Annotated in this window: 14 protein-coding genes; 11 read left to right on the top strand and 3 right to left on the bottom strand. The window is 66.1% G+C overall.

What is annotated here, in order from left to right:
• Window positions 1–3: 3 nt before the first annotated feature.
• Both KIT25_20590 and KIT25_20585 read right to left on the bottom strand, forming a co-directional pair.
• Entirely contained in the window at window positions 4–363 is a 360-nt protein-coding gene (locus KIT25_20590) for a hypothetical protein (protein ID UYN94405.1), read from the bottom strand.
• A 1-nt stretch (window position 364) separates the two neighbouring features.
• The gene (locus KIT25_20585) at window positions 365–1,390 is read right to left on the bottom strand and encodes a phosphotransferase family protein (GenBank protein UYN94404.1); all 1,026 of its coding nucleotides are present in this window, start codon (window positions 1,388–1,390) and stop codon (window positions 365–367) included.
• Between the two features lie 87 nt (window positions 1,391–1,477).
• Here KIT25_20585 and KIT25_20580 point away from each other — a divergent pair, with 87 nt between their 5' ends.
• The 3 genes from KIT25_20580 to KIT25_20570 are packed head-to-tail and all read left to right on the top strand — an operon-like array spanning window position 1,478 to window position 3,282.
• Window positions 1,478–1,903, top strand: coding sequence for a MaoC family dehydratase (locus KIT25_20580; protein UYN98005.1), 426 nt, complete (start codon window positions 1,478–1,480; stop codon window positions 1,901–1,903).
• Entirely contained in the window at window positions 1,900–2,826 is a 927-nt protein-coding gene (locus tag KIT25_20575; GenBank protein UYN94403.1) for a bifunctional riboflavin kinase/FAD synthetase, read from the top strand. Before KIT25_20580 ends, KIT25_20575 begins: the two co-directional genes overlap by 4 nt.
• A gap of 3 nt (window positions 2,827–2,829) precedes the next feature.
• A complete protein-coding gene (locus KIT25_20570) occupies window positions 2,830–3,282 on the top strand; it encodes an SRPBCC domain-containing protein (protein ID UYN94402.1) in 453 nt (150 codons plus the stop codon).
• On the opposite strand, the gene KIT25_20565 is transcribed toward KIT25_20570, so the two are convergent.
• The gene (locus KIT25_20565) at window positions 3,261–4,271 is read right to left on the bottom strand and encodes an alginate lyase family protein (protein ID UYN94401.1); all 1,011 of its coding nucleotides are present in this window, start codon (window positions 4,269–4,271) and stop codon (window positions 3,261–3,263) included. The two genes, KIT25_20570 and KIT25_20565, sit on opposite strands and share 22 nt — an antisense overlap.
• 175 nt (window positions 4,272–4,446) lie before the next feature.
• On the opposite strand from KIT25_20565, the gene ileS reads away from it, so the two are divergent.
• The 8 genes from ileS to KIT25_20525 all read left to right on the top strand — a co-directional run bounded on the left by ileS (window position 4,447) and on the right by KIT25_20525 (window position 14,589).
• Complete coding sequence (gene ileS, locus KIT25_20560) at window positions 4,447–7,296, top strand: isoleucine--tRNA ligase (GenBank protein UYN94400.1); 2,850 nt, start codon at window positions 4,447–4,449, stop codon at window positions 7,294–7,296.
• Between the two features lie 20 nt (window positions 7,297–7,316).
• Window positions 7,317–7,775, top strand: coding sequence for a signal peptidase II (lspA, locus tag KIT25_20555; protein ID UYN94399.1), 459 nt, complete (start codon window positions 7,317–7,319; stop codon window positions 7,773–7,775).
• A gap of 82 nt (window positions 7,776–7,857) precedes the next feature.
• On the top strand, window positions 7,858–8,394 hold the full coding sequence (locus KIT25_20550) for a DUF3035 domain-containing protein (protein ID UYN94398.1): 537 nt from the start codon (window positions 7,858–7,860) through the stop codon (window positions 8,392–8,394).
• Window positions 8,395–8,474: 80 nt separating this feature from the next.
• Window positions 8,475–9,770: an insulinase family protein gene (locus tag KIT25_20545; protein UYN94397.1), complete on the top strand. Its 1,296-nt coding sequence runs from the start codon at window positions 8,475–8,477 to the stop codon at window positions 9,768–9,770.
• Window positions 9,767–11,095 (top strand): insulinase family protein, encoded by a 1,329-nt coding sequence (locus tag KIT25_20540; protein UYN94396.1) that lies wholly within the window; start codon window positions 9,767–9,769, stop codon window positions 11,093–11,095. The genes KIT25_20545 and KIT25_20540 overlap by 4 nt, the downstream gene beginning before the upstream one ends.
• 9 nt (window positions 11,096–11,104) lie before the next feature.
• Window positions 11,105–12,403: a glucose-6-phosphate isomerase gene (locus KIT25_20535; GenBank protein UYN94395.1), complete on the top strand. Its 1,299-nt coding sequence runs from the start codon at window positions 11,105–11,107 to the stop codon at window positions 12,401–12,403.
• 12 nt (window positions 12,404–12,415) lie between these two features.
• Window positions 12,416–14,185: a DNA mismatch repair endonuclease MutL gene (mutL, locus tag KIT25_20530; GenBank protein UYN94394.1), complete on the top strand. Its 1,770-nt coding sequence runs from the start codon at window positions 12,416–12,418 to the stop codon at window positions 14,183–14,185.
• Window positions 14,182–14,589: a hypothetical protein gene (locus KIT25_20525; GenBank protein ID UYN94393.1), complete on the top strand. Its 408-nt coding sequence runs from the start codon at window positions 14,182–14,184 to the stop codon at window positions 14,587–14,589. Before mutL ends, KIT25_20525 begins: the two co-directional genes overlap by 4 nt.
• Window positions 14,590–14,754: the final 165 nt, after the last annotated feature.

Below are 14,754 nucleotides of genomic sequence, written 5' to 3'. Positions count from 1 at the left end.
GGATCATCGCCACTTCGGGTTGGCGATGGCGATCTTGTCGGCGATCGTGGCGTCGAGATGGGACATGAGCGCGGCGTCGCGTTCGTCGCGCTTGCCGGTGCGCAGCTGGCGGGCGAGCTCGCGATTGAGTTCGTCGAGCGTACCCTCGCGGTCGAACAGCGCGACGAGTCGCGCATGCTCGCGGCGGTCGGCTTCAGGAGCGAGCCGCCATTCGCGCTCGAGAATGGCGAGCGAGTTGACGGCGACCCGCATTTGGAAGCCCAGCCGCGGTTCGGCCTTTTCGAGGGCGGGCGTGGCCTCCTCGCGCAGGAAGTCGGCGACGGCGACGAGAAGCTCCGCAGCGGTCGGGCGATCCTGCGCCATCTCAGCCTCCTCCCTTCAGGAGTTGCAGCAGGTCGACCTCGGTCTCGACGGCACGTCGTCCAATGGAGGCGAGTTCCATCGACTTCACGGCGCCACCGAGATGACGCCAAGCCTGATTATGGCAGATCACGCCCCAGCGCACCGTGCCCAGTACTTCCCACCAATGAGCGCGAACCGGATCGACCTTGGCGCCACCCGCACGCTCGTAAGCTGCCCAAAGTTCCTCGCGGCTGCCGAACCCGCCAGCTGGCCGGTCGACCGCGCCGAAACGCCAACTCTTTACGCACAGCCATCCCAGATCCTCGACGGGATCGCCGAGATGTGCGCCCTCCCAATCGAGGATCGCCGTCACGCCCGTCGCGTCGGCGAGATAGTTGCCGGTCCGATAGTCGCCATGGACAAGCACCGGCACGGCCGCGGGCGAGGGCTTGCGGCGGTCGAGCCAAGTGAGAGCAAGCTCGAATACGGGCTGGGGATGGTCGAGCAGGTCGAGCGAGCGGCGCATGCTGGCGATGTGATCGGTGGCTTCCCGACGCGGCAGTTCGGGCAAGGTACGCACGTCCGTCGCATGGATGCGGGCCAGGATCTCTCCAAGCTGCCCCGTGATCCGGCCGCGTGCCGTTGCGTATGGCCGGTCGCGCAACAGCTTGCGCGCGATGGCGGTGCCGCCGACGCGACGCATGACATAGGCGTCGCCCAGGCCGTCGTCCGGCGTGAGTTCGAACAGCACTTCGGGTGCGCGCACTCCCGCCTGGAAGGCCGCCTGAAGGACGCGAAACTCCGTCGCACGATCAATGGCCGTCGAGCGGTCGATGTCGGGCGTTCGCGCCGTCGGCGGATCACGCCTTAGAATCAGCTCGTAACGGCGGCCGTCTGCGACGGCGTCGAAGCTCCAAGTCTGGCGCGACGCTCCTCCCGACTCGCGGTGCAGACCCTCGACCGCCGCCGGCTTGCCCACGTAACGGCCGACGGCGCGTGCCAGAACCTGGGAAATCGTGCCGGCCTCGGACGCAGTGTGAACGGTCATTCACACGACTGTGGCACAGGCCCTTGCGCATGGTAAGAGGGCGACCCCGTCCCGTGGGAGACCCCAGTGTCGCAAGATTTCGCCGCCATGAACGGCCTTTATCTCGAAGACCTCAAGGTTGGCCAATCGGCCATGTTCGGCCGCACGGTGACTGACGCCGACATCGCCGCCTTCGCCGGGGTTTCAGGCGACACCAACCCGATCCACCTGCATGACGGCTTCGCGCGCGGCACCCGCTTCGGCCAGCGCATCGCGCACGGCATGCTTTGCAGCAGCTACATCTCGACTGTCATCGGCACCAGGCTACCGGGCCCTGGCGCCGTTTACATCTCCCAGACGCTGAGCTTTCTCGCGCCGGTCATCGTCGGCGACACCGTCACCGCCGTCTGCACCATCACCGCCATCGACGACAAGCGCCGGCGCGTCACTCTGAAGACACAGTGCCTCAACGGTGTGAAGGTGGTGATCGACGGCGAGGCCACGGTGCTGGTGCCGCGGCGCGACGCTGCATGATCCCGACCTTCGACGACTGGCGGCAGGTGCCGGCACAGTGGCGCGGCGGCGTGGTGGCGCTCGGCAATTTCGACGGCGTGCACAAGGGTCATCAGGCGCTGCTCGCCCGAGCGGCCGAGACGGCGCGAGCGCTCGCGGCGCCGCTCGCCGCGCTCACCTTCGAGCCGCATCCGCGGCGTTTCTTCGTGCCCGACACCGGACCGTTCCGGCTCACCCTGCTGCCAGCCAAGGTGCGGCTCCTCGGCGAGCAGAGCGTGCAGGCCGTGTTGGCCCAGCGCTTCGATGCGGCCTTCGCCGCCATTCCACCTGACTCCTTCGTCGACGACGTGCTCTCGCGCGGGCTTGGAGCGCGCCACGTCGTGTGCGGCTACGACTTCACCTTCGGTGCCCGGCGTGGCGGCAATGTCGAAATGCTGCGCGAGCGCGGCGCGGCGCAAGGCTTCGGTGTCACAGTTCTCGATCCCGTGATGCGCGAAGGCGAAATCTACTCCTCGACGCGCATCCGGGAGGCGTTGCGCGCCGGCTGGGCAAGCGAGGCGTCGGGGTTGCTCGGTCATCCCTGGGAGATCGAGGGCGTCGTCGAGGAAGGTGACAAGCGCGGTCGCACGATCGGCTTTCCCACCGCCAACGTGGCGCTAGGCGAGTACTTACGCCCGCGCTTCGGTGTCTACGCGGTGCGTGCCCTGGCCGGCGGCGCATGGCACGACGGCGTCGCCAATCTCGGCCGCCGGCCGACCTTCGGCAAGCTGCAGGAGAATTTCGAGGTTCACCTGTTCGATTTCGAGGGCGATCTTTACGGCGAGATCCTGCGTGTCGCCCTGATCGACTTCATCCGACCCGAGATGAAGTTCTCGGGTCTCGAACAGCTCAAGGCCCAGATCGCTGCCGATGGCCAGGCGGCGCGTGTCGCGCTGGCCGGTTGAGCGATGTTCGACGTCGTCACCCAGATCGAGATCGATGCGCCTCCGGAGACGGCCTGGTCCGTTCTGACGGATTTCGCCGCGGTGCCGACATGGAACGACTTCATCCGACAGATCAGAGGCGAAGTGCGCGAAGGCGCCTGGCTGGAAGTGACGGCCCGGCTGAAAGGCGCCCCGCCGATGAACTTCCGTCCCAAGGTGCGCGTGGTTCGTCCGTCGCAGGAGTTCCGCTGGCGCGGTCATTTGGTCGTGCCGACCCTGTTCAGCGGCGAACACTACTTCCTGTTCGAGCGCAACGGCAGCGGCGGGACGCTCCTCACGCACGGCGAGCATTTCGAGGGTCTGTTGGCGCGCCTGCTCAGGCCTCGCCTCGTGCCGCGCGTGGAGGCATCTTTCGACGCCTTCAACCGAGACTTCAAGGCACGCGTCGAATCTGCTCAGCGTGCCGGCGCGACATAAACAGTGGCGCCGCCGCCCAGCCGACGGTTGAACTGCGGTGCGGTCAACAGCTCTCGGGCTGGAGACTCGGGGAAGCGGCGTACGTAGAACTCCGCCCAGGCGAGATCACCGGCGCCCGGCTTGAAGGTTTCACGAGCGCGGGAATCCTCGACGACCGTACGCACTGCATCGTGAATCGAGCGCCCATTCACTTGAACGGAGTAGAGATCGACATCCTGTCGCGCGGCCAGTTCGGCAATCAGGATGAGTGGCTGCAGGCCAAGATTGTGTTCGTACAGGGAGGCCCCTTCGGCGAAGGGCCAGGTGTTGCGGGCATCGAGTCCGGCGATCGCGCCGGAGAAAGTGCGCAGGCCGAGCCGGAACAATTCGCCGTTGCGGGCGATGACGCCGATGCTCGCGGCCATGAGGCCACGCCAATATGCATTGTGGTCCTTGATCCAGCGTGCAGCAACTTCCCGCTCGTCCGGCAGCTGGGAGAGCTGATGTTCTGCGACCTGCACCAGCCATTCCGTCATGGCCAGGAGTCTGGCGTCATCACGCGCCGGGCTCGAGCGGACGACGGAGAGCGACAGCGCCGCGCTCGTTGCTGCCCACTGAACGTTGAACCACGTCTGAAGACTGTCTCGGCGCGAATAACCGAGCAACGCACCGGCCGTGGCCCAGGAATCGAGGACGTCGAGCACACACCGGGCTTCCCCGATATCGCCCGTGGCGACATATCGGGTCGCAGCCGCCGAGACCGTCTCCTCCATGGCGACGTAGGAATGGGGTGCCGCACCATTGCTTCTCGTAGGCGGCGCCGGCGTCTGGCCGGGGCAGGGTTGCAGCGCGGCAAGAGCGGCTTTCACTCTGGGACTGACCGCGTCCCTGAGTTCCGCGCGCCGTGTCGCGACGTCGATGAAGGAGGCGTTGGCGTCGCGCACGGTCTGCGCTGCTGCTTCGGTTCCGAGCACCAGCAGAACCATGAGCAGCGACAAGAATGCCTGCACATTTCGGCTCCTTGACCCCCTGCACCCCCGCCCATAGATTGCCGGCGCCATGCCTGCTGGGGGCTTCCAGGAGCGAATTACCCGCCCGGTCCGCTGATCGCGGCCGGGGTCGTCTCGTTGCTTGCGCTGTCCTCCGGGATGGCTGCTCATTCGCTCCCTTACCATCGAGTTGCTCGTGACAACCGATTACAAATCAAGCGTATTTCTACCCAAGACCAACTTTCCCATGCGTGCCGGCCTGGCCAAGAAGGAGCCGGAGCTGCTGCGGCGCTGGGCAGACATGAAGCTCTTCGACCGATTGCGCAAGGAGAGCAAGGGGCGGCCCAAATTCATCCTTCATGACGGACCGCCTTACGCCAATGGGCACCTTCATATCGGTCACGCCCTCAACAAGATTCTGAAGGATCTCGTCGCGCGCACCCAGCAGATGCTGGGCAAGGACAGCCACTATGTTCCCGGATGGGACTGCCATGGTCTCCCCATCGAGTGGAAGATCGAAGAGGAGTACCGCGCCAAGAAGCAGGACAAGGATCAGGTGCCGGTTGGTGAGTTCCGTCGCCAGTGCCGCGCCTTCGCCGATCACTGGATCGAGGTGCAACGCGAGGAGTTCAAGCGACTCGGCGTCGAGGGCGACTGGGACAACTACTATTCGACGATGGCCTACGAGTCCGAGGCCGTGATCGTCGCCGAGCTCGGCAAGTTCCTGATGAACGGCGGGCTCTACAAAGGCTCGAAGGCCGTGCTGTGGAGCGTGGTCGAGAAGACGGCACTCGCCGAGGCCGAGATCGAATATCACGATCACACCTCCGACACGGTCCATGTGCGCTTCCCGGTGCTCAGGTCCAGGGACGGCAAACTTGATGGCGCGTCGATCTTGATCTGGACCACGACTCCCTGGACCATGCCGGGCAACCGCGCCCTCGCCTTTGGGCTCGAGATCGACTACGTGCTGGTTGAGGTGGTTGAGGCAGGCGACGGCAGCCTCGCGCGCGTCGGCGAGAGAATGGTGCTTGCCAAGACGTTGATGGATAGCGTCGCGGCTGAGGCGAAGTTCACCGCCAGGATCGTCGCCGACCTCACCGCGTCCGACTTCGAAGGCCTGATCGCCGCCCATCCGTTGCGTGGCAAGGGCTACGAATTCGACGTGCGCCTGCTGTCGGCCGATTTCGTCACCGCCGATGCCGGCACTGGCTTCGTGCATATCGCGCCCGGCCACGGTGCCGACGACTTCGACCTCGGCACCGCCAATGGCGTCGAGGTGCCGGAAACCGTTGCCGAAGACGGCAGCTACTATCCGCATGTACCGCTGTTCGCCGGTCTGCAGGTCTACACTTCGGTCGGCAAGAAAGGTCCGGCCAACAAGGCCGTGACCGAGGCCCTGAAAGGCGCCGGCAAGCTGCTGGGAGCAGGCCGTATTACCCATTCATACCCCCACTCGTGGCGCTCCAAGGCGCCGGTGATCTTTCGCAATGCGCCGCAATGGTTCATCGCCATGGACAAGCCGATCCCGGAGATCGGCGGCACTCTGCGGGAGAAAGCACTCGCCGCGATCGATGCGACCCGCTTCGTGCCGCGCGCCGGCTACAATCGCCTGCGGTCGATGATCGAGGCGCGCCCCGACTGGTGCGTGTCGCGCCAGCGGGCCTGGGGCGTGCCGATCGCGGTGTTCGTCGATAATCGTACCGGCGAGCCGTTGCGCGATCCGGAGGTGATGAATCGCGTCGTCGAGGCCTTCCGACAGGAAGGCGCCGACGTCTGGTTCGAGAGTCCGCCCGAACGCTTTCTTGGCAACAAGTACAAGGCCGAGGACTTCGAGCAGGTGAAGGACATCCTCGACGTCTGGTTCGACTCGGGCTCCACGCACGCCTTCACGCTCGAGGACCGCGGCGACCTCAAGTGGCCGGCGGACCTCTATCTTGAGGGCTCGGATCAGCATCGCGGCTGGTTTCATTCGTCCCTGTTGGAGAGCTGCGGCACGCGCGGCCGCGCTCCTTACGATGCAGTCCTGACCCATGGCTTCACGCTCGACGAGCAGGGCCGCAAGATGTCCAAGTCCCTGGGCAACATCACCGCGCCTCAGGAAGTCTGCGACCAGTATGGCGCTGACATCCTGCGGCTCTGGGTGGTTGGGACCGACTACACTGAAGATCAGCGTATCGGGCCCGAGATCCTCAAGCATCAGGCGGAAGCCTATCGTCGCCTTCGCAACACGCTGCGTTATTTGCTGGGGAGCCTCGAAGGCTTCTCGGCGACGGAACGCCTGCCGCACGCCGAGATGCCCGAGCTCGAGCGCTGGGTGCTGCATCGCCTGGCCGAGCTCGACGGGATCCTTCGGCCGGCGGTCGACGATTTCGACTTCCATCGCATCGCAACCGAACTGCACAACTTCTGCACGGTGGACCTTTCGGCCTTCTATTTCGATGTCCGCAAGGACTCGATCTATTGCGATGCGCCGCCAGCGCCGCGCCGGCGGGCCGCGCGTACGGTGATGGCGGAGCTGTTCTCGTTCCTCACCGCTTGGTTGGCGCCAATCACTTGTTTCACGGCGGAAGAGGCATGGTTGGCGCGACCAAAGGACGTGCCCGACGGGACAGTGGAGAGCGTGCACCTTCGCCTGTATCCCGCGGTCGCGGCGGGTTGGCTCGATCCGGCTCTCGGCGAGAAGTGGAAGACCGTGCGTGCGTTGCGGCGCGTGGTCACCGGCGCACTCGAGCTCGAGCGTGCCGAGAAGCGCATCGGCTCGAGTTTGCAGGCGGCGCCCCGCGTCCATGCCGACAGGGAGTACATCGCCGCAATGCAAGGCCTCGACCTGGCGGAAATCTGCATTACGTCCGGTGGAGGGCTGTCGGAAGGGCCCGCTCCCGCGGGTGCTTTCAGCCTGGCCGACGTCGACGGCGTCGCGGTCGTTCCGGCGCTCGCCGAAGGCAACAAGTGCGCGCGTTGCTGGCAGGTGTTGCCGGAGGTCGGCAAGTCGGCCCGGCATCCGCTGCTCTGTCGGCGCTGCGAATCCGCGGTGGACGCGTGAGGCGAATCGACCGGCACGCCATGATCCTGGTCGCCCTGACGGTAGCGGTCGACCAGGTGTCGAAGGAATTGCTGTTGCGCTATCTCCTGAAGGCCGGCGCCATCGTGCCGGTGATCGATGACTTCTTTCGCTTGGTCATCGTCTGGAATCGGGGCGTCAGTTTCGGGATTCTGGGCGGCGATCGGGCCTTGCCGCCTTGGGTCCTGTCGGGCGTGGCGATCGGGGTTTGCCTGGGCCTGTTCATATGGCTGCGGCGAACTGATCGCCTCCTCGGGGGATGGGGTATCGGCCTTGTCATGGGCGGCGCCATCGGCAATGTTATCGATCGCGCCCGCTGGGGAGCGGTGTTCGATTTTGCCGATTTCTACGTGGGTCAATGGCACTGGCCGGCGTTCAACATCGCCGATTCGGCGATCGTCGTGGGTGTCGGCCTGATGTTGATCGACTCCCTGCTTGGCGAGAAAGAGCGCGCGCCCTGATAAGGCCATCTTCGGCGGACAGAAGCGGATTGGCATGCAACGGATACTGTTGAAATCGACGAGTGCAATCGCCTTGGCGGCTGTGGCGCTGGGCGGCTGCAGTGCCTTCGAGAATCTCGGCGGTGCAAAGAAGATATCTCCGGACGAGTTTCGGATCGTCTCGCACTCGCCCCTCACCATGCCGCCCAACGCCGAATTGAGACCCCCGCGGCCTGGCGAGCCCAGGCCGCAAGAGACGTCTCCGGCCGATCAGGCCAAGGAGGCGCTCTCGCCGACCTTGGCGGGACGCGTCCAGCAACGCACGGGAGCGGCGGCAACTGGAGCAACGCGGGTGGGCGATGCATCGGAACAGGCGCTGATTGCACGGGCCAGCGCAGGCGGTGTCGATCCCAATATTCGAGCGCAGGTCAATCGCGATTCGCGCACCATCGCCGAAGGCGACAAGTCGTTCATCGACAATCTGATCTTCTGGCAGGACCCGCCGCCGCCCGGTGTCGTTCTCGACCCCGGCAGGGAGCAGCAGCGGCTGCGTGAAGCGCAGGCGACCGGGCAGCCGGCTGCCGGTCCGACGCCGACCATCCAGCGGCGCAAGCGGGGTCTGCTGGAGGGAATCTTCTGAGAACGCCGCCGAAGCTCGACCGCCGCGCCTTCATTGGCGGTTTGCTGGCGGGCGCTGCGGCCCTTTCGCCGCGGTCGACGATGGCCGGACTGCTCACCGTACGGCGTCGACCGGCCGAGAGCTTCGTTCTCGGAAACGGCCTGCAGGTGGTGGTCCTGTCGTCGTCCCGGGCCCCGATCGTCAATCAGCTCGTGGTCTACAAGGTCGGCAGCGCCGACGAGACGCTCGGCAGGACGGGCATCGCGCACTTTCTCGAACACATGATGTTCAAGGGAACCGCCGCGGTCGGACCGAACGAATTCTCGCGCCTCGTTTCCCGCCACGGTGGACGGAGCAACGCCTATACCAGCTTCGATTCGACAGGCTACCACCAGACGATCGCCGCCGATCGACTTGAACTGATCATGCGTATGGAAGCGGACCGCATGACCAACCTGCGCATTCTCGAAAAGGAAGTGACGCCGGAGCGCCAGGTCGTGCTCGAGGAGCGCCGTACACGCGTCGACAACGTGCCTGGGGCACTGCTCGGCGAGGCGGTTCGCGAGCAACTGTTCGGTCACGGGCGACCATACGGCATGCCGGTGATCGGGTATGTCGACGACATACGCCGCCTTGGGGTCAATGAACTCATGGCGTTTTATCGCCGGCACTATTCGCCGAACAATGCCGTGTTGATCGTCGCCGGCGATGCTACCGTCGAGTCGGTTCGGAAACTCGCCGAACAATTCTATGGCCCCATTGGGGCGAGGCGGGTCGAGCCTCGACGTCGCCCGAGCACAGGAGGCACCGGCCTGCCGCACCGTGTGGTGCGCGCGGACGCGCGTGTCGCCGAGCCGCGATGGATGCGTGATTACCTCGCGCCTTCCCTTCGAGTTGGGGAGAGCCGGTACACGCATGCGCTTCAGGTGCTGGCCTACCTGTTCGGCGGCAGCGAGACCAGCCGGCTGTCGCGAGCGCTGGTCGCCCGTGACAGAATCGCATTGTCGGCATGGGCGAGCTACAGCCCGTTCAGCCTCGGCATCACGACGTTCGGCCTGTCGATCCATCCGGCACCACAAGCGAAGGTGGCGCAGATCGAGGAGGCCGTCCGCGATCAGCTGTCGCGCCTGCTCGACGAGGGCGTCGCGCCTGACGAGGTGGAGCGCGCTCAGAACCAGCTTCTCGCTGGAGCGATCTATTCCCAGGACTCTCTTTCGAGCGGGCCGCGCCTCTACGGCACCATGTTGAGTACAGGCGGTACAATCGCCGACATCGATGAGTGGCCTCAGCGGATCGCCGCGGTCGGCCCTGCCGATGTACTCGCCGCCGCCCGCAGCGTCTGGCGGGACGATGGAAGTATCACCTCGTTGCTGACTCCGGCGGAGGGCGGCCGATGAACCTCGGTCGGCTGGCGATCGTGCTGCTGTGGGCGAGTGCCGCGATCCTGGTCACGGGGCGTGCATGGGCCATCGACATCAAGGAGGTAACGACCCCGCTCGGCATCAAGGCCTGGCTCGTAGAGGACAGGAACGTACCGATCGTCACGCTGTCTTTTTCATTTGCCGACGGTACGGCGCTGGAGCCCCGGCAGCAGAAGGGCGTGACGAGCTTGATGGCGTCGCTGCTTACGGACGGTGCCGGAGCCCTCGATGCGCAGGCATTCCGCCGCCGCCAGGAAGAGGCATCGGCTTCTCTGAGTTTCGGCGCCTCGCTCGATCGGACGACCGGCAGCCTGCGCACGCTTTCCGCCAAGCGCGATGAAGGGTTCGAACTCTTGCGGTTGGCGCTCGATGCACCGCGCTTCGATGAGGACATGCTGGAGCGCCGCCGCGCCCAGTTTATCGCCGGGCTCAATCAGGCGGAACAGCGGCCGGCCTCGGTCGCCGAGCGGACGCTGTCGGAGATCGTATTCGCGGGCCACCCCTATGCCACCGACAGCAGCGGCATGCGCGAGGCTCTGCGCACTCTGACGCGCGACGATGTCAAGTCCCGCGCCACCGCTGTCCTAGATCGCACCGGGATGGTCGTCGCGGCGGTTGGCGATATCGACGAGGCGGATCTGAGCCGTCTGCTGGATCGGACGTTCGGCATGTTGCCCGCCGGCGCTGCCAAGCCGTCTCCGCCGGGTTGGGCACCTCCGATGCGCCCTCGGACAGTGGTTGTCGAACGACCAGTGCCACAGAGCGCGGTTCGGATCGCCGTGCCGGCCGTGACGCGCAACCATCCGGATTGGTTTCCCGCCTCCGTCATGACCCACATCCTCGGGGGAGGAGGGCAGCAGTCGAGACTGTTCGACGAAGTACGCGAGAAACGCGGCCTTGCCTACGGCGTGTCGGCCGGACTGCGTCCTAACACGAAGGCCTCTCTGCTGGTGGTCTCCACAGCGAGCGCCAACGAGCGCGTGGCGGAAGCGATCCGTGTCATTCGTGGCGAGATGGCTCGACTTCGCGACGACGGGGTTGTGCCGCAGGAACTGGCCGACGCCAAGACCTACCTGAGCGGCTCCCTGCCCGTTTCGCTCGATTCCTCGGCGTCCGTTGCGGGCCTCCTGCACAGCATGCAGGTCGATGGCCTGGCCCGCGACTATCTGCAGAAGCGTTCGTCGCTCATCGAGGCCGTGACGCTCCAGGACGTCCGGCGAATGGCCCGGCAGCTTTTGCGCGACGACGTCGTTACCTCGGTCGTAGTCGGTAAACCCATTGGCCTTCGCGCCGAACCCTAGAGGTCGCGTATGCACTATCGACACAGCATCGACGACGCGTTGGAAGAGTCGATCGGTCGGCACGGGTTGTCGCGGGCCAGTCTCGAGCGCGCCATGAGCGAGCTTGGGCCTGCGCTCGACAAGCTTCGCCATTGGCACGACAGCAACGAACTGCCTCTGCTCAGGCTGCCGGCGCGGCGTGACGATCTCGCGGCGCTGAAGCCCCATGCCGATCGCTTCGCGGAGTTCGAGCATGTCGTTGTGATGGGCATGGGCGGCTCCAGCTTGAGCGGCAAGACGCTGGTGGCGTTGAAGGACCGGGGCTTTGGCCCCGCGCCGGGCCGCCCCAAGCTGTGGTTCATGGACAACGTCGATCCGGCGACCTACGCGGAACTGTTGTCCCGGCTGCCCTTGGACCGTACCGGATTCATCCCGATCTCCAAATCCGGTGGTACGCCGGAAACATTGGCGCAGCTCTTCGCGATCCTCGGGGCCCTCGAAGCCAGGGTTGGCAAGGCCGCCATAGGCCGCCACATGATCGCCATCACCGAGGCGACCGACAATCCGCTGCGGCGCCTAGCCGAGCGGCTCGGCGCCACCGTACTCGAGCACGACCCGAAGGTCGGCGGCCGGTTCTCGGCCCTGTCACTGGTCGGCATGCTGCCCGCCATGATCGCGGGCGTCGATGCCGCGGCCGTGCGCGAGGGCGCGGCGAGCGTGCTCGATCCGGTGCTGGCGGCCAACGACGTCGCCGGCATCGCGCCGGCATCGGGGGCGGCGCTCAATGTCGGTCTGGCGCGCGAGAAGGGCATCAACATCAGCGTGCTGATGCCTTACGTCGATCGGCTGAATACTTTCGCCTCCTGGTACCGTCAGATCTGGGCCGAGAGTCTGGGCAAGGACGGCTTGGGGACGACACCGGCCGTCGCCCTGGGCACGGTCGACCAGCACAGCCAGGTCCAGCTCTATCTCGGCGGGCCGGCCGACAAGCTCTTCACCTTCCTGATCCAGGACACGGCGGGGCAGGGACATCGGATGTCGGTGGGCGGTGACAAGGCGCTCGAGTATCTCGCGGGCAACACGATGGGCGACCTGTTGCTGGCCGAGGCCGACGCCACAGCGGGTACGACCGTCGCGGCCGGTCGGCCGACGCGCACGATCCGGGTCAGAGAAGTCGACGAACGCACGATGGGTGCGCTGATGATGCATTTCATGCTGGAGACGATCTTCGCTGCCCATCTGTGGAAGATCGACGCCTTCGACCAGCCTCGCGTCGAGGACGCCAAGGTGCTCACCCGCCAGTATCTTTCCCAGAGGCGAAAGCCGTAGACTGCGCTCCCGATGAGCGCGCTGCGACGCCTTCCCTCCACCCTGGTCAACCAAATCGCTGCCGGCGAGGTCGTCGAGCGGCCGGCGAGTGCCGTAAAGGAACTGGTCGAGAACGCCATCGACGCCGGCGCCAGGCGCATCGCCGTCGTGTTGAAGGAAGGTGGGCGCACCTTCCTCTCGGTGGTCGACGACGGTGTCGGCATGTCACCCGAGGAGCTCAAGCTCGCCGTTGAGCGGCACTGCACGTCCAAGCTGCCCGATGATGATCTCGCCCACATCCGCACGCTCGGTTTCCGCGGCGAGGCATTGCCGTCGATCGCCTCGGTCAGCCGCTTCACCATCACTTCGCGCCCGGTGGTCGCCGACAGCGCCTTCAGCTTGGCCATAGACGGCGGTCGAAAAGGCGAGCCAAGGCCCGTCGCCCACCCACCGGGGACGCGCGTCGAGGTGCGCGATCTCTTCTTCGCGACGCCCGCTCGGCTGAAGTTCCTCAAGGAGCCGCGCACCGAGTCGAGTCACGTCGCCGATGCCTTGCGACGACTCGCCATGGCGCATCCCGATATCTCCTTCCGGTTGGAGAGCGAGGAGCGCACCTTGCTCGACTTGCCGATGGCGGTCTCGCAGCTCGAGCGTCTGGCCGCGATCATGGGACGCGACTTCTCGAGCAACGCGGTGGAGATCGATGCCAACCGCGAGGGCTTCAGGCTGACGGGCTTCGCCGGCCTGCCGACTCTCAATCGGCCGACGGCGCAGCACCAGTACCTTTTCGTCAACGGAAGGCCAGTACGCGACAAACTGCTGGCCGGCGCCGTACGCGGTGCCTACCAGGATCTGCTGGCGCGCGACCGCCATCCCATGGTCGCGCTGTTCCTCGAAGCTCCGACCGAACTGGTCGACGTCAACGTCCACCCGGCGAAGACGGAGGTGAGGTTCCGGGACGCCGGCATCGTGCGTGGTCTGATCGTCGGCGCCCTGCGCACCGCCTTGTCGGCGGCCGGTCATCGCGCCAGCACGACGGTGGCCGATGCAGCCCTCGGTGCCTTTCGGCCGCACACGGGCTTTTCCTCGCCGCTGCCGCTCAGCAATGGCCGTACAGCCTCGATGCCGCGCGGGCTCGCGGACGCGGCGGCGCCGTTCATGGCGCCGCTTGCCGAGCCCTCGGCGCGAGCCGAAGAGCCGGCCGCCAATGGCGAGACGCAAGCCTATCCGCTGGGCGTGGCGCGGGCGCAGCTCCATGAGACCTACATCGTCGCCCAGACCGACCAGGGTGTGGTGATCGTCGACCAGCACGCCGCGCACGAACGCCTGCTGCACGAGAAGCTCAAGCACCAGCTCGAGGCCGAGGGGGTCAAGCGTCAGGCGCTGCTGCTGCCCGAGGTAGTCGAAGTCGGCGAGGATGGTGCGCGTCGCCTGACGCAGCGTGCCGCTGAGCTCGCCGAGATGGGGCTGGTTCTGGAACCTTTCGGCCTTGGCGCGATCGTGGTGCGCGAGACGCCGGCGCTGCTCGGCGAGGCCGACATACAGGGGCTGGTGCGCGATCTCGCCGACGAGCTCGCGGAGATGGGCGATCATCTGTCGCTGAAGGAGAAGGTCGAGGAGGTGTGCGGAACGCTCGCCTGCCACACCTCGGTGCGTGCCGGCCGGCGCCTGACCGTCGAGGAGATGAATGCGCTCCTGCGCCAGATGGAAGCGACGCCCCGTTCCGGTCAATGCAATCATGGCCGCCCGACCTACGTCGAACTCAAGCTGGCCGACATCGAGCGGCTGTTCGGAAGACGATGATGAAGATCCTGGCGCTGTTCCTGCTTCTCGCGACGCCACTGGCGGCGCAGACGGCCCCGCTCGACGGTGAATGGCGCGGCACCAGCGATGGCGGCTCGTGCAATGCGCCGCTCGACTATGTGCTGACCATCGAATCCAACATCGTCGACGGCAGCGCCTTCGACACCACGGCGCGCGGCCCCGTGCCCAATCCGAAGAAGAGCGCGCCGCCGCCGCCCACGCCGGGTCTGTGGCAGATCCACGGCATGGCGAAGACCAGCGGCCCGTTCTCGCTGTTGGCCGTCGCCTCGGTGCGCGGCACCGACCGTCGCGAGGGGAGGCTGGCCGTGACCGTTCAGGGCGGCGTCCTGACCGTCAAGGAGACCAGCGGCTGCGGCCGCACTGCGCGACTGGCGCGGGGTTAGGCTGAAGTCGTTCCGACGGGAGTGGAGGCCCGTCGGCGTCTTCGGTGAGTCCTCACCCCCGAGGACAGGTCGGATCGCGGTGGCATCGGCGTCCGAGGCGATTCGTCCTCGAATCCTCGCAGTCCCCTGGAGTCCTCGCCGTCCACTCCTCCACAGGCCGGTGTC

The organism is Enhydrobacter sp. (assembly GCA_025808875.1).
In the GTDB taxonomy this organism is placed as follows: domain Bacteria; phylum Pseudomonadota; class Alphaproteobacteria; order Reyranellales; family Reyranellaceae; genus Reyranella.
The sequence above is the reverse complement of the archived record's forward strand: the minus strand, read 5'-3'. Positions and strand labels throughout refer to the sequence as shown.